This is a genomic window from Roseomonas fluvialis (genome assembly GCF_022846615.1).
GTDB classification, from domain to species: domain Bacteria; phylum Pseudomonadota; class Alphaproteobacteria; order Acetobacterales; family Acetobacteraceae; genus Neoroseomonas; species Neoroseomonas fluvialis.
The window spans coordinates 3,837,801-3,860,931 of record NZ_AP025637.1 but is presented as its reverse complement, the minus strand read 5'-3'; the positions used below and the strand labels follow the sequence as shown (position 1 = coordinate 3,860,931).

Below are 23,131 nucleotides of genomic sequence, written 5' to 3'. Positions count from 1 at the left end.
GCCCTACAGGTCCCCAAGCCCGCCCAGGATCCCGCCCACCACGTCGAGCGAGACCTTCGCCACCGTAACCGTGGCGTCGAGCGCCGCGCCGGCGACCGCGCCCGCGGCCTCGACCGCGCCGCTCGCGACCGCATCGACCACGCTGCCCGCGAGGTCGAGCGCACCATCGACGTTCGCGTCCGTCTGGCGCCGGGCTTCCTCGCGCTGCGCCTCGTCGAGCTCGGGCGGGATGGGCGGCTGGGTCATCGGGGCCTCCTGCTATCAGGGGGAGCCTAGGACGGGCGGCCGGGCCCGGCGACGAAGCCGTTCACACGCCCCGCGGGTGCTGCAGCAAATCCTTCACAATTTCGGACGATCCTGTCGCCAGCCGTCATTCCTGTTGCCGGGGTCCCGACATGCAAAGCCTGGTTTCCCGCCTGTCCGGGGTTCGTCCGCAGGTCCTGCTGCTGGCCGTGGTGCCGATGCTGGTGGCGATCGTGCTGTCGGTGGCGGGCGCGGCCTGGACGGTGCGTGATCTCCTGCATCGTGCTGCGGGCCAGGAGCTCGAGCGAGGCATGACGCTCGCGGAATCCGATCTTGCGGAGCTCGAGCTGCGGATGCGCGGACATGCGACCGGCCTCGCGCAGCGCCCCGACCTGGCCGCCGCCATCGCCGCCGCGGACGCCGGTGCGTTGCGCGCCATCCTGGTGCCCGGCCTCGCCGCCCTGCGGGAGGCGGACGCCGCGGTTTCGGTGCTGGAGGCGACCGATGCCGCCGGGCGGGTGGTCATGCGCGGCCACAACCCGGGCCGTGCTGGAGACGACAAGTCGGGCGTCGCGGACGTGGCCGCGGCCCTGGCGGGACGCCCGGCGGTCGGGCGCGAGGTCTCGCCGACCTCGGGGGCGCTCGCGATTGGCGCCGCCCTGCCGGTGCGCGACGCCGCCGGCACCATCGTCGGCACGATCAAGGTGGGCTCGAACCTGAACGACGCCGTGGTGCGCCAGCTTGCCGCCACGTCGAACGGCGCGGTCGCGCTGTTCGGGGCCGGGCGCCTGATCGCCTCCAGCATCGCCGGGCTGTCGGGCGAGGCGCTGCCCGAGGCGGTCCTGGCCGCGCAGCGCGCCGGCACGCCGGTGCCGGCTGCGACGCTCGCCATCCCCGGCGCGGGCGAGGTGCTCGCGACCGTGCGGCCGATCCACGACCTGTCCGGCCGGCCCTCCGGCGCGCTGCTGATCGCGCAGTCGCGCCTGCCCCAGCAGCAGGCCGAGAGCCGCGTGACGTTGACCATCCTGCTCATCGCGGGCGTGGTGCTGGTGCTGGCGGTGCCCGCGGCGATGATCGCCGCCCGGCGCCTGGCGCATCCGCTCGGGGCGATCGCGGCCGCGATGGCGCGCATCTCGGCCGGCGACACCCGCACCGAGGTCCCCGCACGCGGGCGCGGCGACGAGATCGGCGCCATGGCGCGCGCACTCGAGACCTTCCGCCAGCAAGCAGAGGACAAGATCGCGCTCGAAGCCGCCGCGCGGGCCGAGCGGGAGGCGCGCGACCTGCGTGCGGCCGCACTCGAACGCCATACCCAGGATTTCGGCCAGTCGGTCTCCGCGGTCCTCGATTCCCTGAGCCAATCGGCTGAGGCGATGACCGTGTCCGCACAAGCCATGGCCTCTTCGGCCGACAGGACCCGCAGCGACGCCGCGCGCACCGCCGACGGCGCCGAGGCCAGCTCGCGCGACCTGGCGGCCGTCGCCGCCGCCACCGAGGAGCTGACCACGAGCGTGAGCGAAATCTCGCGCCAGGTCGCGCATGCCGCGGGTGCCGCGCGCGCCGCGGTGGAGCGCGCCGAGACCACCGATGCGACCGTGCGCGGCCTGTCCGAGGCGGCGAGCCGTATCGGCGAGGTCGTGCGCGTGATCGCCTCGGTCGCGGGCCAGACCAACCTGCTCGCGCTCAACGCCACGATCGAGGCGGCGCGCGCGGGGGAAGCCGGCAAGGGCTTCGCGGTGGTCGCGAGCGAGGTCAAGCAGCTCGCCGGCCAGACGGCGGGCGCGACCGAGGGCATCGCTCGGCAGGTGTCGGCCATCCAGGATTCGACGGCGCTCGCCGTCGACGCCGTGACCTCGGTCGCCAGTTCGATCACGCTGATGGACGAGATCGCGACCACCATCGCCGCGGCCGTCGAACAGCAGGGCGCCGCCACGCGCGAGATCGCCGCCAGCGTGCAGGCCGTCGCGCGGCAGAACCAGGAAGCGAGCGAGGCGATGCGCACCGTCTCGGGTATCGCCGACGCGGCCGAGGAATCGAGCCGCAACGTGATGTCGACGGCGGCCGGGCTCGCGCAGATCGCGGGGACGCTGCGCCAGGAGGTGACCGACTTCCTGCGCGCGATGCGCGAGGATGACGGCAACCGGCGCCGTTGGGATCGGATTCCGGGCGGTGGCGCGACCGTGCGGGTCGCGGTCCAGGGGACGCCGGGCCGCGAGGTCGCGCTGATCGACATGTCCCAGGGGGGCTGCGCCATCGCCGCCGACGAAGCGCCGCCGGTCGGGACCGAGGTACGTGTCGTGCTGCCCGGCGGCTCGGCGAGCGTGTCGGGTCGGATCGCGCGCACCGGCGCCGGTGCCGTCGCGATCGTGTTCCGGCAGGACCCGGCCAGCGCCGCCGTGGTGGAATCGGCGCTGGCGCGCCTCGCCGCGCCGCTGCAGCGCGCGGCCTGAAGCGTCAGCGCACCGCGGTTCCGCCCACCGTCAGCCCCGTCATCTTCAGCGTGGGCTGCCCGACACCGACCGGCACGCCCTGGCCCTGCTTGCCGCAGGTGCCGATGCCGGGGTCGAGCGCCATGTCGTTCGCCACCATCGCGACCTTGGTCAGCGCATCGGGGCCGTTGCCGATCAGTGTCGCACCTTTCACCGGCGCGCCGATCTTGCCGTCCTCGATCATGTAGGCCTCGGAGGCGCTGAACACGAACTTGCCGGAGGTGATGTCGACCTGGCCGCCGCCGAAATTCACCGCATAGAGGCCGCGCTTCACCGAGGCGAGCACTTCCTCCGGCGCATGCGACCCGCCCAGCATGACGGTGTTGGTCATGCGCGGCATCGGGATATGCGCGTAGGATTGCCTGCGGCCATTGCCGGTGGGGGCCACGCCCATCAGTCGCGCATTCTGCCGGTCCTGCAGGAAGCCAACCAGGATGCCGTCCTCGATCAGCGTCGTGCGGTTGGTCGGCGTGCCCTCGTCATCCACGGTCAACGAGCCCCGGCGGTCAGGGATGGTGCCGTCGTCGATCACGGTCACGCCCGGCGAGGCGATGCGCTGCCCGAGCAGGCCGGCGAACGCGGACGTCTTCTTGCGGTTGAAGTCGCCCTCCAGCCCATGGCCGATGGCTTCGTGCAGCAGGATGCCGGGCCAGCCCGGGCCGAGCACCACCTCCATCTCGCCCGCCGGTGCCGGCACGCTGTCGAGATTGACCAGTGCCTGGCGCAGTGCCTCCGCCACGCCGCCCTTCCAGGATTCTTCGGACAGCACGCGGGAATAGTCGAAGCGCCCGCCGGTGCCGAAGGACCCGGTCTCGCGCCGCCCGTCCTTTTCCACCACGACGGAGACGTTGAAGCGCACCAATGGCCGCAGGTCGGCCACGCGCTGGCCGTCGGGGCGGATGATCTGCACCGCCTGCCATTCGCCGAAGATCGAGGCCATGACCTGCACCACGCGCGGGTCGGCGGCGCGCGCGTAGGCGTCGATTTCCTGCAACAGCGCGGTCTTCGCGGCGAAATCCATCGCGGTCAGCGGGTTGGCATCGGCATAGAGCCGCGCATTGGTGGCGCGTGGCCCGGCTTCCATCACGCCGGACCGGCCCTGGCGCACCGCGCCCACTGCCGAGGCGGCGCGCGCGAGCGCGGCGTCGGACAGTTCGCCCGCATGGGCGTAGCCGGCCGCCTCGCCGCTCACGGCGCGCAGGCCGAAGCCGCGCGTCGCATCGTAGGTGGCGGAACGGATACGGCCATCGTCGATCGAGATGCCCTCGCTCTCGCGGTATTCGAGGAACAGCTCGCCATCCTCGCAGCCCTCGGTCGCCTCGCGCAGGCGGGCCTCGGCGGCGCCGCGGTCGAGCAGGCCGAAGAACAGGGCGTCGGTGGTGGCAAGGGCGGTCATGTCGTCTCCTGGGTCGTTTGCACCACCGATGTGGTGATGCCGGGCGGCAGGCGCAGGGTGGCCGTGGTGCCCGCACCGGGGCTGCTGTCGAGCGTTAGCGTCGCCCCCATCGCTTCCGCCAGCATGCGCGCCAGGTGCAGCCCGAGCCCCGAGCCCGGAAAATGCCGCGCATGGGAGGAATCGAGCTGGGTGAAGGGTTCGAAGGCGCGCGGGATATCCTCCGGCGCCATGCCGATGCCGGTATCCACCACGGCGATGTCGAGTCCGCCCGCGCCGGAGGCCCGCAGCACCAGGCGCACGCTGCCCTCCGCAGGCGTGAACTTTACGGCGTTGCCGAGCAGCGCCGAGAGCACGCGTCGCAGTCGGCGTTCATCCACCCGCGCGGCGGGCAGCTCCGGCGGGGCATCGACCGCGAGCTGCACGCCCGCCGCGTCGGCCTCGGCCTGCGCGGCCTCGGCGAGGGCCAGCGCCAGCGCCGCGACATCGACCGGCGCGCGCCCCAGCGCCGCATCCGGCCCGCCGGCGCGCGCCACGTCCAGGATGTCGTCGATCAGGCCGAGCAGCTGGCGGCCGGCCTGGCGCACGGCGTCGGCGAATTCCGCGACCTGCGCGGGGGCGGGCTGGCCCATCAGGGCCTCGGCATAGCCGATCACGGCCGAGAGCGGCGTGCGCAGTTCGTGGCTCATGGTGGCCAGGAAGCGGGACTTCGCCTCGCTGCCGGCCTCCGCGGCGGCGCGCGCGCGTTCCAGCTCGTCGCGCACGCGGCGGTCCTCGGTGACGTCGGAATAGGTGCGCACGAAACCGCCATCGGGCGTGGGGGCGGTGGTGATCTCGAGCATGGAGCCATCGGGGCGGCGGCGCACGTAGCGCTCGGGGCCGCGCCAGGGATCGTCGGGGCGGATCGCGATGAAGCGGGCGACCTGCTCGGGCGGGCCGAATTCGCCGGCGGCGACCTGGTCGTCGCGCACCTGCAGGATGTGGCGGCCCGGCGCCATCTGCTCAGGGGCCAGGCCGCACATGCGCGCGGCTAGCGCATTGACCGCGACGATGTGGCCCTGCGCGTCGAACAGGCAGATGCCGTGCTGGGTGTTGTCGAGCATCACCTGCAGGATGCCCGCGCGGCTCAGCGCCTCGGCCTCGGCCTGCGCGAGAGCGGTGATGTCCACATGGGTGACGATGAAGCCGCCTTCGGGCGTGGGGTCGGAGGAGACCTCGAGCACGCGGCCCTCGGGCGTGGTGCGGCGCACCCGGTGCGGGCGCGACCGATCGAGGTCGCGGGCATCGCCGGCCAGGCGCGCCGCCAGCGGCTCCGGCCCCAGGCGCCCGCTCGCGTGCAGTGAATCGACCAACTCGTCGAGCGAGCGGCCCGGCCGGATATCCCCCGGTTCGTGTCCGGCGAGCGTGCTGGCCAGCGCATTCGCCGCCACCACGCGCCGGTCGGGCCCATAGACCACGAGGCCGTGGCGCATCGAGCCCATCGCGGTTTCGAGCAACGAGGCGCGGCGGCGTGCTTCCTCCTCGGCCTGCCAGAGCGCCGTGATGTCGGTGACGACCGAGATGTGCCCGCCATCGGGCAGCGGCGCCGTGCGGATATCGAGCGCGGTGCCGTTGGCGCGCTGGCGCCGGCGTTCCTGCGGGCGCGACAGGTCGCGCGCCTTCTCGCGCGCGATCACCGCCGACACGTCGCCGGGGCCATATTCGCCGGCGGCGGCGCGGCGGTGGATGACATCCTCGAGCGTGTCGCCGACCTGCAGCGGCGCGCCTTCCATCAGGCGGGTGTAGGCGCCGTTGAATAACGCCACGCGCTGGTCCGGGCCCCAGACGCAGATGCCGTGCGGCAGCGCTTCCAGCACCCCGTCCAGGATGGCGGCGCGGCGGCGGGCGTCGTCCTCGGCCCGGCGCAGGTCGGTCACCTCCTCGGATTGCAGCAGGAAGCCGCCATCGGGTTCGGGGGTGCTGGTGAAGCGCATGATGCTGCCATCGGCGCGCTCGCGCTGCGACATGCGCGGCTGGCGGCGATCGGCGGCGAGGATGTCGCGCAGATGCGCCCGCGCGCGGGTGGCGCGGAATTCGCCGGCACGGTCGAGCTGCGCCACCAGGTCCTCGAGCGTCGGGCGGCCGGCCAGCATCTCGGGCGTGGCGCCGGAATGGCGGCGATAGGCGGGGTTGTGCAGCATCAGGCGGTGGTCCGGGTCGAACAGCGCGACGCCGCCGCGTTGCGCGTTCAGCACCCGTTCGAGCAGGCTGGCGCGGGCGCGCGCGGCGGCCTCGGCCCGCGTCAGCGCGGTGATGTCGACCGAGCAGATGGCGAAGCCGCCGCCCGGCAGCGGCAGGCTTGTGACCTCGGACAGGCGCGCGCCGTCGGCGGTGCGCTGGTGGCGCAGCAGGAACTGGCTGCGGTCCAGCGCCAGCGCGTCCTCGGCCAGCACGGCCGGGTCGCCGGCGCCGAGCAGCCCGCGGAAGGCGAACAGGCGCAGGATGTCGCGCAATGAGGTGCCGGGCGGGAAGCGGGCGGGATCGGCGCCGGCCTCGCCCCACAACGCGGCATTGGCGAGCACCAGCCGCTCCGCCCCATCCATGACCAGCATGGCGTGGGGCAGGGCCTCGATGGCCCTGAGCGCGGCGTCCTCGCGCGTCATCCCGGCGCGGGCCGGCGAAGCGCGTGCAGCGCCAGCAATGCGCCGGTCAGCACCAGGACCGCCACCGCCTGGTGCAGCGTGCCGAGCCAGACCGGCACCACCGCCAGCAGCGTGGCGACACCCAGCGCGTATTGCAGCCCGACCGCGATGGCGAGACCCATCACCGCGCCCCGCACCCGCCCGCGCGGCAGGCGGCGGAAGGCCAGGAACGCCGCCCAGGCCGCGGCGGCCAGCGTCGCGGTCGCGAGCAGGCGATGGTTGAACTGCACCGCCGCGACATTGGCGGTGAGGTTCTTCCAGGCCGGTTCCAGCAGCCAATAGCCCTGCGGCACGATGCGCCCTTCCATCAGCGGGAACGTATTGTAGTCGAAACCGGCGCGAATGCCTGCCACGAACCCGCCGGCCAGCATGGCCGCCACCGCGAGCCCGGCCGCGAGATGCACGGCGGGGCGCAGCCCGGCCGGCGCGGGGTCCTGTACCGGGCGCGGGCGCAGCAGCGACAACGCGGTCCAGACCAGCAGCCCGAACAGCAGGAACGCCATGCCGAGGTGGATCACCAGCCGATATGGCGATACCGCCGTGCGGTCGGCTTCGAAGCCGGAGGCCACCATGAACCAGCCGATTGCGCCCTGCAGCCCGCCCAGAGCCAGCAGCAGCAGCAGCCGAGGCTTCAAGCCTGGCGGGATGCGCCCGCGCAGCCAGAACCAGGCCAGGCCACCGACATAGGCCAGGCCAATCAGCCGCCCCCAGAAGCGGTGGATCCATTCCAGCCAGAAGATCTCCTTGAAGCCATCGAGACCGAAGCCCTGGTTCATCAGCTGATATTGCGGGATGGTCCGATACAGGTCGTAAAGCCGCTGCCATTCGGCGTCGGTGAGCGGCGGCAGGATCCCGGCCAGCGGCGCCCATTCCATGATGGACAGGCCGGACCCGGTCAGGCGCGTGGCGCCGCCTATCGCGACCATCACCCAGACCAGGCCGGCGACGAACAGCAGAAAGCGGGAGAGGGCTCGGGCCTGCGCGTCGGGTGCCATGGCGTGCGCGGCATCAAGGGTGCGGCTATCGAAGGGCATGGCGCGGATATAGGGGAGGGCCCGCGGAAGCGCACCCCGCCGGCTGGCGGCTTGCCGGGCGGGGATGCGCCTGCTACCGCGCCCCCATGTCTCCCGAGCCCCGCGCCGGGTCCGGGCCCGCCGAGCCGGCGCCGGATGCCGGCGCGCCCCCCCTGCTGTCCGTCGTCATCCCCGTGCGCAACGAGGCGCCCAACATCGCGCCCCTGGTCGCCGAGATCGAGGCCGCGCTGGCCGACGTGCCGCACGAGATCGTCTATGTCGACGACGGTTCGACCGACCACACGCCCGAGGCGTTGCGCGCGGCGCGCGACGGTGGCGCGCCGGTCCGCGGGTTGCGGCACCGGGCGTCCTGCGGGCAGTCGGCCGCCATCATCACCGGGGTGAAGGCGGCGCGCGGCACCTGGATCGCGACGCTCGACGGGGATGGCCAGAACGACCCGGCCGACATTCCGCGCCTGTTCGCCCGCGCGCGGGCCGAGGCGGCCGAGGGCCGGCGCACGATGGTCGCGGGCCACCGCGTGAACCGCAAGGACAGCGGCGTGAAGCGGTATTCCAGCAAGATGGCCAACGCCATCCGGTCGCGCCTGCTGCGCGACCGCACGCCGGACACCGGATGCGGGCTGAAGGTGTTCCCGCGCGACCTGTTCCTGGATCTTCCGCATTTCGACCACATGCACCGTTTCCTGCCGGCGCTGACGCTGCGCCAGGGCGGGACGGTGGTGAGCGAGCCGGTAAACCACCGTCCGCGGGTGCGCGGCGCGTCGAATTACGGGACGCTCGACCGCCTTGCCGTCAGCATCTTCGACCTGGTGGGCATGGCCTGGCTGCAACGGCGCGGTCGGCGTCCGGTGGTCGAGACCGACCCGCCGTGAGGGGCGCGGCTGCCCGGCGCAGCACGACGCGCGCGCCCGTTCGGTGCGACGTGATTGGCGCGCCCGGCCGACAGGACATGATGGGCGCGACTCGCCGGCACGACATGATGGGCGCGCTTGGCCGGCACGGTCTGATCCGCGCGCCTGCCGGCGCGACGCCATGAGCGGGGCAGTCGCCCGGCGCCGGTCCTCGCTGCTGAAACTCGCGATGTTGGCGGCCGGGCTGGCGGCGGCGGGACTGCTGCTGCGCGGGATCGGCTTGGCGCCGGGCACCGACTGGGTGGATCGCTGGGTGCTCGGCCAAGGGGTGCTGGGCGATGCGGTGTTCGTGGCGATCGGTGCCGCGGCGACGGCGGCCGGGGCGCCGCGGCAGGGGGTGGCGTTCCTCGGCGGCTACGCCTTCGGCGCAGTCGAGGGCACGCTGCTGGCGCTGGCAGCGCAGGTGGTGGGCTGCGCGGCGTCGTATGGATGGGCGCGGGCGGTTGGGCGGGGCTGGGCGGAACGGCGCCTGGCCGGGCGATTCGGCCACCGGCTGCGACCGCTGCGCGACGTGCTGGCCGGCAGCCCCTTCGGCGCGACGCTGGCGCTGCGGTTGCTGCCGGTCGGCAACAACCTGGCGCTGAATCTGCTGGCGGGGATGGCGGCGATCAGCGCGGTGCCGTTCCTGGCTGCCTCGGCCCTGGGCTACCTGCCGCAGACGGTCGTCTTCGCACTGCTCGGCAAGGGCATCCGGGTGGATGGCGCCTGGCAGATGGGCCTGGCGGCGGCGCTGTTCGTGGTCTCGGCGGCGATCGGGCTTGCACTGCTGCGCGCGCACAAGGCGGGCCGGGTGATCGAGGACGACCAGGGGTGAGGCGCACGCCGCACGGCCCGGCCGGCGGCGCGCAGACTGGCCTGGTCATGAAGGCGTCTGCCGGCCGCAGGCACCTTCCACGCGTGGCCGGCGCCGTGATGGGCGTCGCGGAGTGGTCATCGCGGATGTCCGCCCGGCATCGGAGGACGCGCCAGCCGCCGGTGCAGAACCGCCGCCGCTGACGTCAGTGCAGGGTGAAGACCCCGTTCGCGTATCGCAGTTCCGCGGGCCTGGTCAGCGCGGCACAGGCGACCCGGACCGAATGCAGCGGACCTTCGATTTCGCGCCGCCAGAAGTCCAGGAAGCGGGTGAGTTCGGGGAAGGTCGGGGCCTTGTCCACCTTCTGCCAAACGAAGGTCTGCAACACATGCGGGTGGTCGGGCAGGTGGTAGAGCAACTCGGCGGTCGTCATGCGCCAGTCGGGGATCTTCACGATCGGTTCCAGTCCCTGCAGCACCTTGATCCATCCTTTCCCTTCGGGTGGTGAGCCGTGCGGTTCCTGGGCGCGCATTCTGGTATGGGCGCGCTTCCGTCATGAGGATGACATGAGCGTGGCCGGGATTGACAAGAAAAATCGTGCGAATTCAAGTCATTAGCACTCGCGCTCGGTGAGTGCTGACAAACGCTTGACGGCGGCGCCGGGGCGGCCTAAGCCGCTGGCACTCCTCTGGGGGGAGTGCTAACGGCCGGGGCGCTTCCGGCGACCGGCCAAGGCTTCCCAGGGCGAGCCGTCATGCAACCCGAGGCTCAGGAGAGGACACACATGAACTTCCGTCCCCTACACGACCGCGTTCTCGTTCGCCGCATCGAAGCGGAAGAAAAGACCCGCGGCGGCATCATCATCCCCGACACCGCCAAGGAAAAGCCGCAGGAAGGCGAAGTCGTCTCCGTCGGCGCGGGCACCATCAACGAGAAGGGCGAAGTTCGTCCGCTCGACGTGAAGGCCGGCGACCGCATCCTGTTCGGCAAGTGGTCCGGCACCGAGGTGAAGCTCGATGGCGAAGAACTCCTGATCATGAAGGAGAGCGACATCATGGGCATCCTCGAGGGCGTGTCCGCCGCGAAGAAGGCCGCCTGAGGCGCCGCTTCGCGACCACCGACAACCAATTCGAAAAGGTAGAACACAATGGCTGCTAAGGACGTGAAGTTCGGCGCTTCGGCGCGCGAGCGGATGATTCGCGGCGTGGATATCCTGGCCGACGCCGTGAAGGTGACGCTGGGCCCCAAAGGCCGCAACGTCGTGATCGACAAGTCCTTCGGTGCCCCGCGCATCACGAAGGACGGCGTGACCGTCGCGAAGGAAATCGAGCTCGCCGACAAGTTCGAGAACATGGGCGCCCAGATGGTGCGCGAAGTGGCCTCGAAGACGAACGACCTGGCCGGTGACGGCACCACCACCGCGACCGTGCTGGCCCAGGCCATCGTGCGCGAGGGTGCGAAGGCGGTCGCCGCGGGCATGAACCCGATGGACCTGAAGCGCGGCATCGACAAGGCCGTGACCGAGATCGTGAAGGACCTCGAGTCCAAGACGCGCAAGATCTCGACCTCGGCCGAAGTGGCGCAGGTCGGCTCGATCTCCGCCAACGGCGAGACCGAGATCGGCGAGATGATCGCCAAGGCGATGGAGAAGGTCGGCAACGAGGGTGTCATCACCGTCGAGGAAGCCAAGTCCATCCAGACCGAGCTCGACGTCGTCGAGGGCATGCAGTTCGATCGCGGCTACGTCTCCCCGTATTTCATCACGAATGCGGAGAAGATGATTGCCGAGATGGATCAGCCCTACATCCTGATCTTCGAGAAGAAGCTGTCCGGCCTCCAGCCGATGCTGCCGCTGCTCGAGACCGTGGTGCAGTCCGGCCGTCCGCTGGTGATCATCGCCGAGGACGTCGAGGGCGAGGCGCTGGCCACCCTGGTGGTGAACAAGCTGCGCGGCGGCCTGAAGGTCGCGGCCGTGAAGGCGCCTGGCTTCGGTGATCGCCGCAAGGCGATGCTGGAGGACATCGCGATCCTGACGGGCGGCGAGGTCATCTCCGAAGACCTCGGCATCAAGCTCGAGAACGTGACGCTCGCCATGCTCGGCAAGGCCAAGATGGTCCGGATCGAGAAGGAGAACACCACGATCGTCGACGGTGCCGGCGAGAAGACCGCCATCACCGGCCGCTGCGAGCAGATCAAGGCGCAGATCGAGGAGACCACCTCGGACTACGACCGCGAGAAGCTCCAGGAGCGCCTGGCGAAGCTGGCCGGCGGCGTCGCCGTCATCCGCGTCGGCGGCAGCACCGAAGTGGAAGTGAAGGAGCGCAAGGACCGCGTGGACGACGCGCTGCACGCGACCCGCGCCGCGGTCGAGGAAGGCATCGTCCCCGGTGGTGGCGTGGCGCTGCTGCGCGCCTCGCAGAAGCTGGCCGGCCTCAAGGGCGCCAACAACGATGAGCAGGTGGGGATCGAGATCATCCGCCGCGCCATCCAGGCCCCGCTGAAGCAGATCGCCGAGAACGCCGGCAAGGACGGCGCGGTGGTCGCGGGCGAAGTGCTGCGCACCGACACCTACGTGTTCGGCTACGACGCCCAGAAGGACGAGTACAAGGATCTGGTGGCCGCCGGCATCATCGACCCGACCAAGGTCGTGCGCACGGCGCTGCAGGATGCCGCTTCGGTGGCGTCGCTGCTGATCACCACCGAGGCGATGGTCGCCGAGCGTCCCGCGAAGCCGTCGGCCCCGGCCGGCGGTGGCGGCGGCGACATGGGCGGCATGGGCGGCATGGACTTCTAAGTCCGGGCTCTGCCTGTACGGATGGGGAAGGGCGGTCCTGCTGGGCCGCCCTTTTTCATTTTGGGCCATCAATCGGCGGGCGGGCCGCATCCGCGCCCCTTGCCTTCGCGGCATGCACGGTTCCACTTGGGCCGTCGGTTGGTCTGGGCGCGGTCGCGCATTCGCGCCGCCGGAACATGGCAAGGCCACGATCCGCTTTTTCGTCTTCCCTCAGACGCCGGGCGCCGCCTGCGGCGGCTTGGCTTGCGCGCCCTGCGCTGGTGCGCCGGAGTGCGTTGGGCGGGTTGGGCGCCGTCGCGCTGTGCGGTCCCACAGCGTGGCAGGTCCACGATCCGCTATCGGTGACCCATGCGTCCGGCCCGCCGCAAGCAGCGGTCCATGTCGCCCGCCTCCGCTCGCACGCGCCTCATCGCGCTTTGGCACCACGTCCCGGGATGCTAAGCACCGCCATCCAAAGCCCACCGGGAACCGTCCAATGAAGCGCCGCAGCCTGCTGCTGACCCCCACCCTGTTCGCCCCGACCCTCGCCCTCGCGCAGGGCGCCGCCTGGCGGCCGAACCGGCCCATGACGATGATCGTGCCCTACGCCGCGGGCGGGGGCACCGACATCGTCGGACGGGAATTCGCGCAGATCCTGTCGCAGAAGGTCGGCCAGCCCGTGGTCGTCGAGAACCGCGGCGGGGCCGGCGGGTCGATCGGCACGCTGCAGGCGGTGCGCGCGCGCGCGGACGGCTTCACCTTCCTCTATGCGGTGTCGTCCAACATCGTCATCAACCCGCATGTCTATCGCACGCCCGAGCGCGAGGACCCCGCGCGCGTGCTGATCCCGGCGGGCATCCTGGCGAATTACCAGTACATCCTGGTGGCCAACCCGCGCTTCCCGGTGACCAACCTGGCGGAGCTGATCGCGATCGCGAAGCAGCGCCCGGGCGAGGTTACCTTCAGCCATTCCGGCAATGGCGGGAACAACCACCTGGCCGGCAAGCTGCTCGCGCGCATGGCCGGCATCGAGATGGGCGACGTGGCCTATCGCGGTACCGGCCCCGCGCTGATGGATGCGGTGAATGGCACGGTGAACTTCAACATTTCGTCCCCGCCGCCGGCCATCCCGCTGGTGCGCGAAGGGCAGCTGCGCGCCTTCGCGGTGACCGGAGCCACGCGTTCGCCGGCCTTCCCCGACGTGCCCACCGTCGCGGAGCAGGGGCTGCCGGGCTATGCCGTGACCGGCTGGCACGGCGCCTTCTATCCGCCGGGCACGCCGGAGGGGCCGGTAGCGATGCTGCGCGCCGCGGTCGGCGAGATCGCCGCGATGCCAGCCTTCCACGAAAAGCTCGGCCGCGATGGGCTGGAACCGCTCACCACCGCCGTCAGCCCCACCGCCTTCGTGACGCAGGTGCGCGAGGAACACGCCTTCTGGGCGCGGACGATCCCCGAACTCGGCATCCGCGTGGAGTGATCCCGCCGGCCGCGCCCGCGGTTGACGCTGCGGGCGCGATCTGTGTCCAATTCCGGACCTGGGCGAAACCGGCCTCGGGCTTGGCGTGCCTCCGGATCCCCGGTCGCCTCCAATCCGAACCGGGATCGGTCGGGTTGCTGGCGCGGGCAGCCCATCGCCCGTGGCGAACCGGAGGAGGCGCGCATGCCGATCGGCACCGTGAAGTGGTTCAACGCAACGAAGGGCTTCGGCTTCATCGTGCCGCAGGACGGCGGCAAGGATGTCTTCGTCCATGTGACCGCCGTGCAGAAGGCGGGCCTCACGGGGCTGAACGAAAACCAGAAGGTCAGCTACGAGGTGGTGACCGAACGCGGCAAGGCGGCGGCGACCAACCTCAAGATCGTCTGACGCGCGCGCCGTGGGCGTGACCTGCGGCGCCGATCCACCGCCGGCGTGATCGCCGGCAGCGGGCCGATCGCAGTGCTTCGGTCTCGGCGATGCCCGCCGACGAATATGCCTGGGCCCGCAGCGCGGCGCCGGCGGACGGGGCGGCAGCGGGAGCGCGGCCGCAGTTCGAACCAGGCCGGTGTGCGGCTGCTCGCCGCGTGAACAACCGCGCCACGGCGCCACGGAACCCACGATCGCCATGCCATGTTCACGCTGACCGACCTCGAAGCCGCCGCTGAACTGGTGCATGGCACCTTCCGCCCCACCCCCGCCATCCCCTGGCCGATGCTGGCCGCGCGCACCGGCGCCGAGGTCTGGGTCAAGCATGAGAACCACACCCCAACCGGCGCTTTCAAGGTGCGGGGCGGGCTGGTCTATATGGACCGCCTGGCGCGCGAACGGCGCGGCGTGCGCGGCGTGGTCAGCGCCACCCGCGGCAATCACGGGCAGTCGCTGGCCTATGCAGGGCGGCGCCACGGCGTGCCCGTGACAATCCTGGTCCCGCACGGCAACAGCATCGAGAAGAACGCGGCGATGCGTGCCCTGGGCGCGCGCCTGATCGAACATGGCCGCGACTTCGACGAGGCGCGCATCGAGGCGCGGCGCCTGGCCGATGCCGAAGGGCTGGAATTCGCGCCCAGCTTCGCGCCGGACCTCGTGGTGGGTGTGGCGACCTATGCTCTGGAACTGTTTCGCGCGGCCCCGTCGCTCGATGCGCTGTTCGTGCCGATCGGGCTCGGGTCGGGCATCTGCGGCTGCATCCTGGCGCGTGACCTGCTCGGGCTCTCCACGCAGATCATCGGCGTGCAGAGCACCGAGGCGCCGAGCTACCAGCGATCCCTGGAAGCGGGGCACATCGTCGAACTGAACAGTGCCAACACCCGCGCCGACGGCATGGCGACGCGCGTGCCCGACCCGGCGGCCTTCGAGATCATCCGCCGCGGCGCCGCACGCATCGTGACCGTGACCGACGACGAGGTCGCGGCCGCGATCCGCGCCTATTGGACCGACACGCACAACCTGGCGGAAGGCGCGGGGGCCGCGCCGCTCGCCGCGCTGCTGCAGGAACGCGAGCGCTGGCAGGGAAAGCGCGTCGCGACCATCCTGTGCGGCGGTAACATCGACATCGACCTGTTCCGCGACTGGGTGCTGGGGGCTGCATGACCGACCTGCTGCTGCGCAATGTCCGCCCGATGGGCGGGCCGGCCTCCGACGTGCTCGTGCGCGGCGGGTGCATCGCCCCGCCCGGCACGGACGCCACCGGCGCAGCGGTCGAGGACGGCCATGGGATGCTGCTGCTGCCCGGCTTCGTCGAAGGCCACACGCATCTCGACAAGACCGTCTTCCACGAGCCCGACTGGCTCGTGAACGAGGTCGGCCCGCGCATCATCGACAAGATCGACACCGAGCGCGAATGGCGCGCGCGCACCAGGCATGACGCCGGCGCGGCGTCGCTCGCGATGGCGCGCGCCTTCCTCGCGCAGGGCACCACGCGCATCCGCAGCCACGTGGATGTGGATACCTCCGGCGGCACGAAGCATGTCGAGCACGTGTTGGCCACGCGCGAGGCGATGCGTGGGCTGCAGGACATCCAGGTGGTTGCCTTCCCGCAATCGGGCATCCTCGGGCGGCAGGGGACCGAAAGCCTGCTCGATGCGGCGCTGGCCATGGGTGCGGACATCGTGGGCGGGCTCGATCCCTGCGCGATCGAACGCGATCCGGTGCGGCACCTGAACATCGTCTTCGGCCTGGCCGAGAAGCACCACAAGCCGGTCGATGTGCACCTGCACGAACAGGGCTCGATGGGCGCTTTCTCGCTGGAACTGATCCTGGAGCGCACGCGCGCGCTGTCCATGCAGGGCCAGGTGGTGGTCAGCCACGCCTTCTGCCTGGGCGACGTGACGGAGCGGGAGCGCGACGTATTGCTCGCGCAAATGGCGGAACTGGGCGTCGCCATCGCCACCACCGCGCCGGCCTCGCGCCCGGTACCACTGGTGGCGCCCTGCCGCGCGGCGGGCGTGACGATCTTCGGCGGCAATGACGGCATCCGCGACACCTGGACGCCCTATGGCTCGCCCGACATGCTCGAACGCGCGATGCTCATTGGCCTGCGCAACAACTTCCGCCGCGATGACGAGATCGCGCTGGCCTTCGACTGCGTGAGCGCGGCAGGGGCGAAGGGCTGCGGCTTTGCCGACTACGGCCTGCATCCCGGCGCGCGCGCCGACCTGGTGCTGGTGGAGGCCCGCAGCCTGGCCGAAGCCGTCGTGGTGCGCCCGCCGCGGCGCATGGTGGTCTCCGGTGGGCGAATCGTCGCGCGGGACGGGGTGCTGCTGGCGTGAGCGCGCCTGTCGCGGTCGAGGCCCACGGCGCGGTCCATACCATCCGCCTGGCGCGGCCCGATCGCGGCAATGCGCTGGGGCCGGAGATGGTCGCGGCCATCGACACGGCGTTGGATGGTGCACAGGCGGCCGGCGCGCGGCTGGTCGTGCTGTGCGGCGAAGGGCGGCATTTCTGCACCGGCTTCGATCTGTCGGACCTCGATGCGCTGGATGACGGCGAACTCGCGCTGCGGGCGATCCGCATCGAGATCCTGCTGCAACGCATCCATGCGCTGCCGGTCAGCACGCTGGCTGTCGCCGGCGGGCGCGTGTTCGGTGCGGGCGCGGACCTGTTCGCGGTCTGTGACCATCGCGTCGCGCTGGCAGGCACCACCTTCGCCTTTCCCGGCCCGGCCTTTGGCCTGGTGCTGGGAACAGGGCGGCTCGCGGGGCTTGTGGGCGACGGCGCCGCGCGGCGCCTTCTGCTGGCCGGCACGACCATTGAGGCCAAGGCGGCCCTTACGATGGGCCTGGCGACGCGGGTGGTGGAGCCCGACGGCGTGGCGCCTGCAATCGACTCGGCACGGGATGCCGCGACACGGCTCGATACGCCGACGGTCGGCGCACTGTTCGGGCGCACCCGGCGCGCCGACGATGCCGGCGACCTGGCTGCGCTGGCGCGGTCTGTCGCGCGGCCGGGGCTGAAGGACCGCATCCTGGCCTACCGCGCGCACGTCGCGGCGACGCGCCCGCGGAGCTGACGCCGGCGCCGGGCATCGCACTCCGACGCCGGCCGCGCTTCAGGCTGCGGCGTCGACCGGCTGGTAGGGCAGGCGCTTCACGCGATCCATGTTGATGCCCTCGATCCGCAGCAGGCGGGTCGGGCCGTCGCGGCGCGGGGAATGCAGGATGCCGGGTTCGTACAGGTAGGCATCGCCGGGCTTCATCGCGTAGTCCTTGATGCGCCGCGCGCGGCCGGGCGTGGTCTCGGTCGGGCGCGCGAGGCATTCCCAGTCGGTCATCACCGTCTCGCCGGCGGCCTGGCCATAGATCGCCCAGGACGGACCGTGGTCGTGCGGCGGGGAGGTCTTGGCGTCGCGATAGGCATGCGCGAGCACGGTGAAGCCGAGCTCGGGGTCCTCGTACAGGACCTGCCGCTCGGGCGTGGCGTCGTTGATGTGCTTGGCGACGAAGTCAGGGTCCTTCAGCGCCTCGCCCACCAGGTCGCAGACCAGGATGCGGCCGTCGATGCCGGGGTTGTCCCTCAGCGCGGCGCGCGCGCGGGTCACGAAGTCATCCAGGGTCATGGGCATGGATCGTCTCCTCCTGCCAGAAAGCGGAGCACAGCATGCTCCCGCGCGCGCTGTCGCGGAAGGGGCGCGCGGTCACGGCTCGGCGAGAAAGTCGCGCGTCTCGGCCACTGCCTGCGCGAGGCCCAGGCGCCGGATCAGGACACCCGAGGGCAGCCCCTGCAGCAGCCGCGACGGGGCCGAACGGTCCAGCAGCACGAACACGCCCTTGTCGTCGGCGCGGCGGATCAGCCGCCCGAAGGCCTGGCGCAGCCGGTGCCGCGCGATGCGGTCGTCGTACTCCTTGGGCCGCCCGCCCGACAGGTGCGTGCGCCGTTCGCGGTGCAGGATGGTCGGGCGCGGCCAGGGCACGCGGTCAAACACCAGCAGGCGCAGCGCGCGGCCGGGCACGTCCACCCCGTCGCGCATCGCATCGGTGCCGAGCAGGCAGGCGTTTTCCTCGGCGCGGAAAACGTCGACCAGGGTGGCGTTGTCCATCGCGTCGATGTGCTGCGCATAGAGCGGGATGCCGGCCTGTTCGAGCGGCCCGGCGATGCGCGTATGCACGTCCCGCAGCCGGCGGATGGCGGTGAACAACCCGAGCCCACCGCCGCCTGCGGCCAGGAACAGCGCCTGGAAGGCGCTCGCGACCTGGCCGGCATTCTCCTTCGCGACATCCGTCACCACCAGGCAGCGGGTACGCGCGGCGTAGTCGAAGGGGGATGGCACGGCGGCGCGGATCGCCGGCAGCGGCAGGTGGGATGCGCCGGTGCGCGCCTCCGCCTCGCGCCAGGTGGCCTCGGGGTCGTCGTCGTCGGCCTCGGCTTCGTCGCGCAGGGTGGCGGAGGTGATCAGCACGCCGTGCGCCGGTGCCGCCACCGCCATGGCGAAGGGCTGCGTGGGGTCGAGGTAGTGGCGGTGCATCCCCGCATCGCTGTCCTGCCCGCCGCGGCGTTCGAGGCTCAGCCAATCGACATGGACGGGCCGCGCGCCGGGCTGCGGCGCGTCGGCCTGCACGGTGGCGAGCATCGCGCCCCAGGCGCGGATGGGCATCAAGGCGCGGCGGTCGATGGCGCGGCAGGCGGCTTCGATGCGGATGCGGTCGCCAATCTCCAGGTCTTCCGCCTCGTCCTCGAGGCGCGCGGCCAGCCGGTCACGCAGGCTGGCGAGTGGTTCCTCGATGCGCCGCAGCGCGCGGTCCAGCGCCTCCGCGGCAGAGGGCAGGGCGCTGGTGACCGGGTGCAGGTCGCATTCGGAATCGTACAGGCCGGCGTCGCGGGTCTCCTGCGTGCGGGCGAGCACCTGGTCGCGTGCGGCACGCAGGAAGGCCTCGGCGGCGTTGGGGGTGTCGTCGGGTGTGGCGCGGGCGTCGCCGGCCAGGCGCGCGGGCCAGCCCTGCACCGGCAGCGCGCGCGCGGCGTGCAGCGCGGCGTCGAGGGGGGCGTGCAGGTCGGCGCGCTCACCGATCAGTTCCTCGAGCCGCCGGCGCAGGCCGCGGGCGCGGGATCGACCGCCCTCGGCGCCGAGCAGCCAGCGACGGACCTCGGCCATCTCGGCGCCGGTCAGGTCGGCGGAGAAGGCGGAATCGGCCGCGTCGAACAGGTGGTGGCCCTCGTCGAACACGAGGCGCAGCGGCGGGCCGTCCTCGCCGCCGCCGAGGGCGGCCTGCACCATCACCAGCGCATGGTTGGCGACGACGATCTGCGCGGTGCGGGCGCGGCGGATGGAGTGTTCGACGAAGCACATCTTGTAGTGCGGGCAGGCGGAATGGATGCATTCGCCGCGGCGGTCGGCGAGTGGCAGCACCGCGCCGGGTCCGAACAACTCGCCGATCCAGCCGGGAAAGTCGCCGCCGAGCAGATCCCCGTCGCGTGACGCCAGCGCCCAGCGCGCCACCAGGCCGAGCGCGATGGCGAGGTAGGGCGGCGCGCCGCCCGCCGTCAGGTCATCGAGGTTCAGCAGACACAGGTAGTTCTCCCGCCCCTTGCGCAGCACGACGCGGCGGCGGCGTTCCTCCGGGTCGGGAAACAGGCGCGCGGTCTCCTGGTCGATCTGGCGCTGCAGGTTGCGAGTGAAGGTGCTGATCCAGACCGGCGCGCCGTTGCGTTCGGCCCAGAGGCTGGCCGGCGCGACGTAGCCCAGCGTCTTGCCGGTGCCGGTGCCGGCCTCCGCCAGCACGACCGCGGGTGCGCCGGGATACTCGCGCGGGGCGAAGGCACCGGCGGCCGCCGAGGCGTAGTCGGCCTGCTGCGGGCGCTGTTCGGCGCCGGGGCCAAGAATGTCCGCCAGGCGCCGGCGCGCCTCGGCCGGCTCCACGGTGAAGGAGAGCGGCGGGGTGGGGGGTGCCGCCTCCTCCCATTCCGGCAGCCGGCGCCAGACCTTGTAGGCGCGCGCGTCGGGTTTCGCCTTGGGCTCGCCCAGGGCTGCCAGGACGGACGGCGCCCAGGCCCAGCCGGCTTCCCCCATGCGCGCGGCGAGCCCGGCCGCGTCGCGGTTGCGCGGGTGTTCGCGCGTGTCGGCCAGGTGGCGCAGCAGGTGGGTGGCGATGTCCGGCAGCAGGGCGGCCGCGGCGTCGTCGCTGGCGGGCTGCGGGAGGTCGAGCGCCAAGGCGATGCCGCGCGGGGTGGGCGCGCAAGGCTCGGCGGGGCGACAGAATGCAAAGAGTTCCAGCAGGTCGTGGGCGGCCTCGATATGCGGCAGGCCGAGGCGGCGCGCGGTGGCAGGGGCATGCACCAGCATCGGCGCGGTGTCTGCGATGCGTGCAGCGATGGCGCTGGCGGGGAGGGTCTCGAGTTCGCCTTCGGTGGTCAGCAACACCGCATGGCCGAAGCCCGCGACGAGGCTCGGCACGTCCGGCAGCACGAGTCGCGGGGCGGAGGGCATGGGGCAGGATAGCAGCGGGCGCGCCGTGGCGGCAGCGGCGCGCCGCGAGCGGGCGTTTGCTGGACCCACACGACATCCAGCCCGGCGGATGATGCCGCCACTCGCGCCCTCCGCCGTGTACGTCGCGATCCGGAGGCCGGCACCCCCGTTCGTGCAGCGGTGTCGCGTGGCTGGGTGGCCGGCCCGTCAGAACCGCCGCATCGGCGCCGGCCGATACGCCGCATGCGCCGTCACCACCGTGCATCGCCCGCCTGGGTAGCCGGGCGCCATCACGCTGAGATCCGTGTCGCCCGGCACCGCCAAGGTTTCCACCGCGCGGCCCGCAGGACCCAGCGCGGCCAGGATGGCAGGGGCGGCCAGCGGCTGCGCCCAGCCCTCGCGCGCCGGTTCCAGCCGCGCGCCCACCTGGCCGCGGCGCAGCAGCGGGGCCTCGGTGCTGGCGCCGCCGCTCCAGTCCTCGATGCGGCGCTGGACGAGGATGCCGCGGACGCGGCCCTCCGCGCTCAGCACCGGCGCGCCGGACAGACCGGGCGCGATGCCGCGGCCATCGGCCAGGCGCAGGTCGAGCAGTGCGCCTTCGGGCTGGCGGCGGGCCGGCGCCAGGCCGGGGGCGGCGCGGAAGGCGGCCTCCGCGGCCGGGCTGTCGAAGCGGGCGAGGGTCAGGATCGCCTGGTCCGACCAGGCTGGGTCCAGCGCCGCCAGCGGGTTCCAGGGCTGCGCCGTTGCTGCGATGCGTGCCGTGCCGACCGGTGTGCCATCGGCCAGGGACAGGCGGATTGCGGCTTCGTCGGGCGCTTCCAGCGCGCGGGCGACGACATGCGCGGCGGTGATGACGCGGTTCGGCGCGCCGGGATCCGCCGCGCTGTCGGCGACGATGAAGGCGGTGCCGCGGGTGGCGCGCCCGCCGCGGGGGCCGGGCACGCTGACCCGCAACACCGACGCCCCCACGCTGGGTGGCAGTGCGGCCGCCGCGGTGAAGCAGGCGGCGCCCTGGGCGCTGGCCTCGGGCGCCGTACCGGCGCCGCAGGCGGCGAGCAGCGGCAGCAGGGCAGCAAGGGCGATGTGCGGCTTCATCATGCCGCAAGGATCGGCGGCGGGAATGAATCAGCCGGAAACGGCGGGTGTCACGAAACGCCGTGAACAGCGTTGCCGCCGGGTGAAGACGATGCGCCGGTCGGAGGGCGCGCGACGCCGCGCGGGCCCGCGCAACGCCGCGCGGGCCCGCGCAACGCCGCGTGCGGCCTGCGAACCGCTCCGAAGCGCTGGGCAGGGAAAAGACCCTGCCCGCGTCGGTTCAGGCCGCCTTGCGCGCCACCGCGGGGAGGCGTTCGGCGATCTGCACCGCGTTCAGGGCAGCGCCCTTCAGCAGCTGGTCGCCACACAGGAAGAAGTCGAGCCCGCAATCCCCGAAGACCGGATTGGCCCGGATGCGCCCGGCCTCGACATCATCCTGGCCGGTCGCGTTGATCGGCATGGGATAAAGGCCCTGCGCCGGGTCATCCACGACCTTCACGCCGGCGGCGCGGCGCAGCACTTCACGCGCGGCATCCGGCGTCACGGGGCGCTCCGTCTCGATGGTGACCGCCTCGGCATGCACGCGCATGGTCGGGATGCGCACGGCGGTGCAGGAGATCGGCAGGTCGGCCGCGCCCATGATCTTCTGGCTTTCCCAGACGACCTTCATTTCCTCCCGCGTGTAGCCGTTGGCCTGGAAGGCATCGATCTGCGGGATGACGTTGAAGGCGAGCGGCCAGCGGAAGACGTCCGCTTCTGGCTTCACGCCCTCGACCAGGACGCGGCGGGATTCGCGTTCCAGCTCGGCCATGCCCTCGGCCCCGGCACCCGAGGCCGCCTGGTAGGTGGAGACGATCACGCGCTTCAGGCCGAAGGCCTGGCGCAGCGGTTCCAGCGCCACAACCAGGATCGCGGTGGTGCAGTTGGGGTTCGCGATCAGGCGCGCGCCACCGATGGCGGCCGCGTTCACCTCCGGCACCACCAGCGGCACGTCGTCCTGCAGGCGGAAGGCGGAGGAATTGTCGATCACCGTGACCCCGGCCGCGACCATGGCCGGCGCATGGGCCTTGGCGAAATCGCCCGAGACGGCCAGCAGCGCGATGTCGAGGTCGCGCACCGCCGCATCGCTGAAGGCCTCGATCGTGGTGGGGCCGAAGGGCGTTTTGACCGTGGTGCCGGCGCTGCGGGCGGAGGCGAACAGCCTCAGCGAGGTGACCGGGAAGGCCCGGCGCCCCAGAACATCCACGAGCTCGCGGCCCACCGCTCCGGTGGCGCCGACAATACCGACACGCATGTCCCTACATGGTCCTTGCATGGTTGAAGGGCGGGTTGCATAGCGCAATGGCCGCGGCGGACCAATGGTTTTGGCCGCGGGGCCGCATCCCGGGCGCGGCATGGCGCGGC

Annotated in this window: 19 protein-coding genes; 10 read left to right on the top strand and 9 right to left on the bottom strand. The window is 72.2% G+C overall.

Annotated elements, in window-relative coordinates; translation table 11 throughout:
* Nucleotides 1–3: 3 nt before the first annotated feature.
* Complete coding sequence (locus MWM08_RS18555; protein WP_244407986.1) at nucleotides 4–246, bottom strand: hypothetical protein; 243 nt, start codon at nucleotides 244–246, stop codon at nucleotides 4–6.
* Nucleotides 247–395: 149 nt separating this feature from the next.
* Between MWM08_RS18555 and MWM08_RS18550 the strand changes: the two genes are divergently transcribed.
* Nucleotides 396–2,693 carry a methyl-accepting chemotaxis protein gene (locus MWM08_RS18550; RefSeq protein ID WP_244407985.1) on the top strand — a complete coding sequence of 766 codons (2,298 nt, stop codon included), beginning with the start codon at nucleotides 396–398 and terminating at the stop codon, nucleotides 2,691–2,693.
* A gap of 4 nt (nucleotides 2,694–2,697) precedes the next feature.
* On the opposite strand, the gene tldD is transcribed toward MWM08_RS18550, so the two are convergent.
* Genes tldD through MWM08_RS18535 form a run of 3 tightly spaced genes read right to left on the bottom strand, consistent with a single transcriptional unit; the run spans nucleotide 2,698 to nucleotide 7,840 of the window.
* A complete protein-coding gene (tldD, locus tag MWM08_RS18545; RefSeq protein ID WP_244407984.1) occupies nucleotides 2,698–4,128 on the bottom strand; it encodes a metalloprotease TldD in 1,431 nt (476 codons plus the stop codon).
* Nucleotides 4,125–6,767, bottom strand: a complete 2,643-nt coding sequence (locus MWM08_RS18540; protein WP_244407983.1) for a sensor histidine kinase — start codon at nucleotides 6,765–6,767, stop codon at nucleotides 4,125–4,127. The genes tldD and MWM08_RS18540 overlap by 4 nt, the downstream gene beginning before the upstream one ends.
* On the bottom strand, nucleotides 6,764–7,840 hold the full coding sequence (locus MWM08_RS18535) for a COX15/CtaA family protein (RefSeq protein WP_244407982.1): 1,077 nt from the start codon (nucleotides 7,838–7,840) through the stop codon (nucleotides 6,764–6,766). The genes MWM08_RS18540 and MWM08_RS18535 overlap by 4 nt, the downstream gene beginning before the upstream one ends.
* Nucleotides 7,841–7,926: 86 nt before the next feature.
* Between MWM08_RS18535 and MWM08_RS18530 the strand changes: the two genes are divergently transcribed.
* Together MWM08_RS18530 and MWM08_RS18525 are read left to right on the top strand one after the other, a co-directional pair.
* Complete coding sequence (locus tag MWM08_RS18530; RefSeq protein WP_244407981.1) at nucleotides 7,927–8,712, top strand: glycosyltransferase family 2 protein; 786 nt, start codon at nucleotides 7,927–7,929, stop codon at nucleotides 8,710–8,712.
* 160 nt (nucleotides 8,713–8,872) lie between these two features.
* The gene (locus tag MWM08_RS18525; protein WP_244407980.1) at nucleotides 8,873–9,565 is read left to right on the top strand and encodes a TVP38/TMEM64 family protein; all 693 of its coding nucleotides are present in this window, start codon (nucleotides 8,873–8,875) and stop codon (nucleotides 9,563–9,565) included.
* A gap of 184 nt (nucleotides 9,566–9,749) precedes the next feature.
* Here the strand turns inward: MWM08_RS18525 and MWM08_RS18520 are convergent, their stop codons facing one another.
* Complete coding sequence (locus MWM08_RS18520; RefSeq protein WP_423815987.1) at nucleotides 9,750–10,022, bottom strand: usg protein; 273 nt, start codon at nucleotides 10,020–10,022, stop codon at nucleotides 9,750–9,752.
* Nucleotides 10,023–10,328: 306 nt separating this feature from the next.
* Here MWM08_RS18520 and groES point away from each other — a divergent pair, with 306 nt between their 5' ends.
* The 7 genes from groES to MWM08_RS18485 all read left to right on the top strand — a co-directional run bounded on the left by groES (nucleotide 10,329) and on the right by MWM08_RS18485 (nucleotide 17,302).
* Nucleotides 10,329–10,643: a co-chaperone GroES gene (gene groES / locus MWM08_RS18515; protein WP_244407979.1), complete on the top strand. Its 315-nt coding sequence runs from the start codon at nucleotides 10,329–10,331 to the stop codon at nucleotides 10,641–10,643.
* Nucleotides 10,644–10,691: 48 nt separating this feature from the next.
* Nucleotides 10,692–12,338 carry a chaperonin GroEL gene (gene groL, locus MWM08_RS18510; protein ID WP_230167979.1) on the top strand — a complete coding sequence of 549 codons (1,647 nt, stop codon included), beginning with the start codon at nucleotides 10,692–10,694 and terminating at the stop codon, nucleotides 12,336–12,338.
* Between the two features lie 475 nt (nucleotides 12,339–12,813).
* Entirely contained in the window at nucleotides 12,814–13,794 is a 981-nt protein-coding gene (locus MWM08_RS18505; RefSeq protein ID WP_244407978.1) for a Bug family tripartite tricarboxylate transporter substrate binding protein, read from the top strand.
* Between the two features lie 183 nt (nucleotides 13,795–13,977).
* A complete protein-coding gene (locus MWM08_RS18500) occupies nucleotides 13,978–14,181 on the top strand; it encodes a cold-shock protein (RefSeq protein WP_198371516.1) in 204 nt (67 codons plus the stop codon).
* Between the two features lie 243 nt (nucleotides 14,182–14,424).
* The gene (locus MWM08_RS18495) at nucleotides 14,425–15,384 is read left to right on the top strand and encodes a threonine dehydratase (RefSeq protein ID WP_244407977.1); all 960 of its coding nucleotides are present in this window, start codon (nucleotides 14,425–14,427) and stop codon (nucleotides 15,382–15,384) included.
* On the top strand, nucleotides 15,381–16,562 hold the full coding sequence (locus MWM08_RS18490; protein ID WP_244407976.1) for an amidohydrolase family protein: 1,182 nt from the start codon (nucleotides 15,381–15,383) through the stop codon (nucleotides 16,560–16,562). Before MWM08_RS18495 ends, MWM08_RS18490 begins: the two co-directional genes overlap by 4 nt.
* Nucleotides 16,559–17,302, top strand: coding sequence for an enoyl-CoA hydratase/isomerase family protein (locus MWM08_RS18485; RefSeq protein WP_244407975.1), 744 nt, complete (start codon nucleotides 16,559–16,561; stop codon nucleotides 17,300–17,302). Before MWM08_RS18490 ends, MWM08_RS18485 begins: the two co-directional genes overlap by 4 nt.
* A gap of 39 nt (nucleotides 17,303–17,341) precedes the next feature.
* Here MWM08_RS18485 and MWM08_RS18480 read toward each other — a convergent pair whose 3' ends face one another.
* The 4 genes from MWM08_RS18480 to MWM08_RS18465 all read right to left on the bottom strand — a co-directional run bounded on the left by MWM08_RS18480 (nucleotide 17,342) and on the right by MWM08_RS18465 (nucleotide 23,021).
* Complete coding sequence (locus MWM08_RS18480) at nucleotides 17,342–17,854, bottom strand: cupin domain-containing protein (protein ID WP_244407974.1); 513 nt, start codon at nucleotides 17,852–17,854, stop codon at nucleotides 17,342–17,344.
* Nucleotides 17,855–17,926: 72 nt separating this feature from the next.
* On the bottom strand, nucleotides 17,927–20,713 hold the full coding sequence (locus MWM08_RS18475) for an ATP-dependent DNA helicase (RefSeq protein ID WP_244407973.1): 2,787 nt from the start codon (nucleotides 20,711–20,713) through the stop codon (nucleotides 17,927–17,929).
* Between the two features lie 186 nt (nucleotides 20,714–20,899).
* A complete protein-coding gene (locus MWM08_RS18470) occupies nucleotides 20,900–21,790 on the bottom strand; it encodes a S1 family serine peptidase (RefSeq protein WP_244407972.1) in 891 nt (296 codons plus the stop codon).
* Nucleotides 21,791–22,007: 217 nt separating this feature from the next.
* The gene (locus tag MWM08_RS18465) at nucleotides 22,008–23,021 is read right to left on the bottom strand and encodes an aspartate-semialdehyde dehydrogenase (RefSeq protein ID WP_244407971.1); all 1,014 of its coding nucleotides are present in this window, start codon (nucleotides 23,019–23,021) and stop codon (nucleotides 22,008–22,010) included.
* Nucleotides 23,022–23,131: the final 110 nt, after the last annotated feature.

What these genes read in the sequence shown, in the direction of transcription:
- MWM08_RS18555 (WP_244407986.1), bottom strand. Translation starts at nt 246, where the DNA reads ATGACCCAGCCGCCCATCCCGCCCGAGCTCGACGAGGCGCAGCGCGAG.
- MWM08_RS18550 (WP_244407985.1), top strand. Translation starts at nt 396, where the DNA reads ATGCAAAGCCTGGTTTCCCGCCTGTCCGGGGTTCGTCCGCAGGTCCTG.
- tldD (WP_244407984.1), bottom strand. Translation starts at nt 4,128, where the DNA reads ATGACCGCCCTTGCCACCACCGACGCCCTGTTCTTCGGCCTGCTCGAC.
- MWM08_RS18540 (WP_244407983.1), bottom strand. Translation starts at nt 6,767, where the DNA reads ATGACGCGCGAGGACGCCGCGCTCAGGGCCATCGAGGCCCTGCCCCAC.
- MWM08_RS18535 (WP_244407982.1), bottom strand. Translation starts at nt 7,840, where the DNA reads ATGCCCTTCGATAGCCGCACCCTTGATGCCGCGCACGCCATGGCACCC.
- MWM08_RS18530 (WP_244407981.1), top strand. Translation starts at nt 7,927, where the DNA reads ATGTCTCCCGAGCCCCGCGCCGGGTCCGGGCCCGCCGAGCCGGCGCCG.
- MWM08_RS18525 (WP_244407980.1), top strand. Translation starts at nt 8,873, where the DNA reads ATGAGCGGGGCAGTCGCCCGGCGCCGGTCCTCGCTGCTGAAACTCGCG.
- groES (WP_244407979.1), top strand. Translation starts at nt 10,329, where the DNA reads ATGAACTTCCGTCCCCTACACGACCGCGTTCTCGTTCGCCGCATCGAA.
- groL (WP_230167979.1), top strand. Translation starts at nt 10,692, where the DNA reads ATGGCTGCTAAGGACGTGAAGTTCGGCGCTTCGGCGCGCGAGCGGATG.
- MWM08_RS18505 (WP_244407978.1), top strand. Translation starts at nt 12,814, where the DNA reads ATGAAGCGCCGCAGCCTGCTGCTGACCCCCACCCTGTTCGCCCCGACC.
- MWM08_RS18500 (WP_198371516.1), top strand. Translation starts at nt 13,978, where the DNA reads ATGCCGATCGGCACCGTGAAGTGGTTCAACGCAACGAAGGGCTTCGGC.
- MWM08_RS18495 (WP_244407977.1), top strand. Translation starts at nt 14,425, where the DNA reads ATGTTCACGCTGACCGACCTCGAAGCCGCCGCTGAACTGGTGCATGGC.
- MWM08_RS18490 (WP_244407976.1), top strand. Translation starts at nt 15,381, where the DNA reads ATGACCGACCTGCTGCTGCGCAATGTCCGCCCGATGGGCGGGCCGGCC.
- MWM08_RS18480 (WP_244407974.1), bottom strand. Translation starts at nt 17,854, where the DNA reads ATGCCCATGACCCTGGATGACTTCGTGACCCGCGCGCGCGCCGCGCTG.
- MWM08_RS18475 (WP_244407973.1), bottom strand. Translation starts at nt 20,713, where the DNA reads ATGCCCTCCGCCCCGCGACTCGTGCTGCCGGACGTGCCGAGCCTCGTC.
- MWM08_RS18470 (WP_244407972.1), bottom strand. Translation starts at nt 21,790, where the DNA reads ATGATGAAGCCGCACATCGCCCTTGCTGCCCTGCTGCCGCTGCTCGCC.
- MWM08_RS18465 (WP_244407971.1), bottom strand. Translation starts at nt 23,021, where the DNA reads ATGCGTGTCGGTATTGTCGGCGCCACCGGAGCGGTGGGCCGCGAGCTC.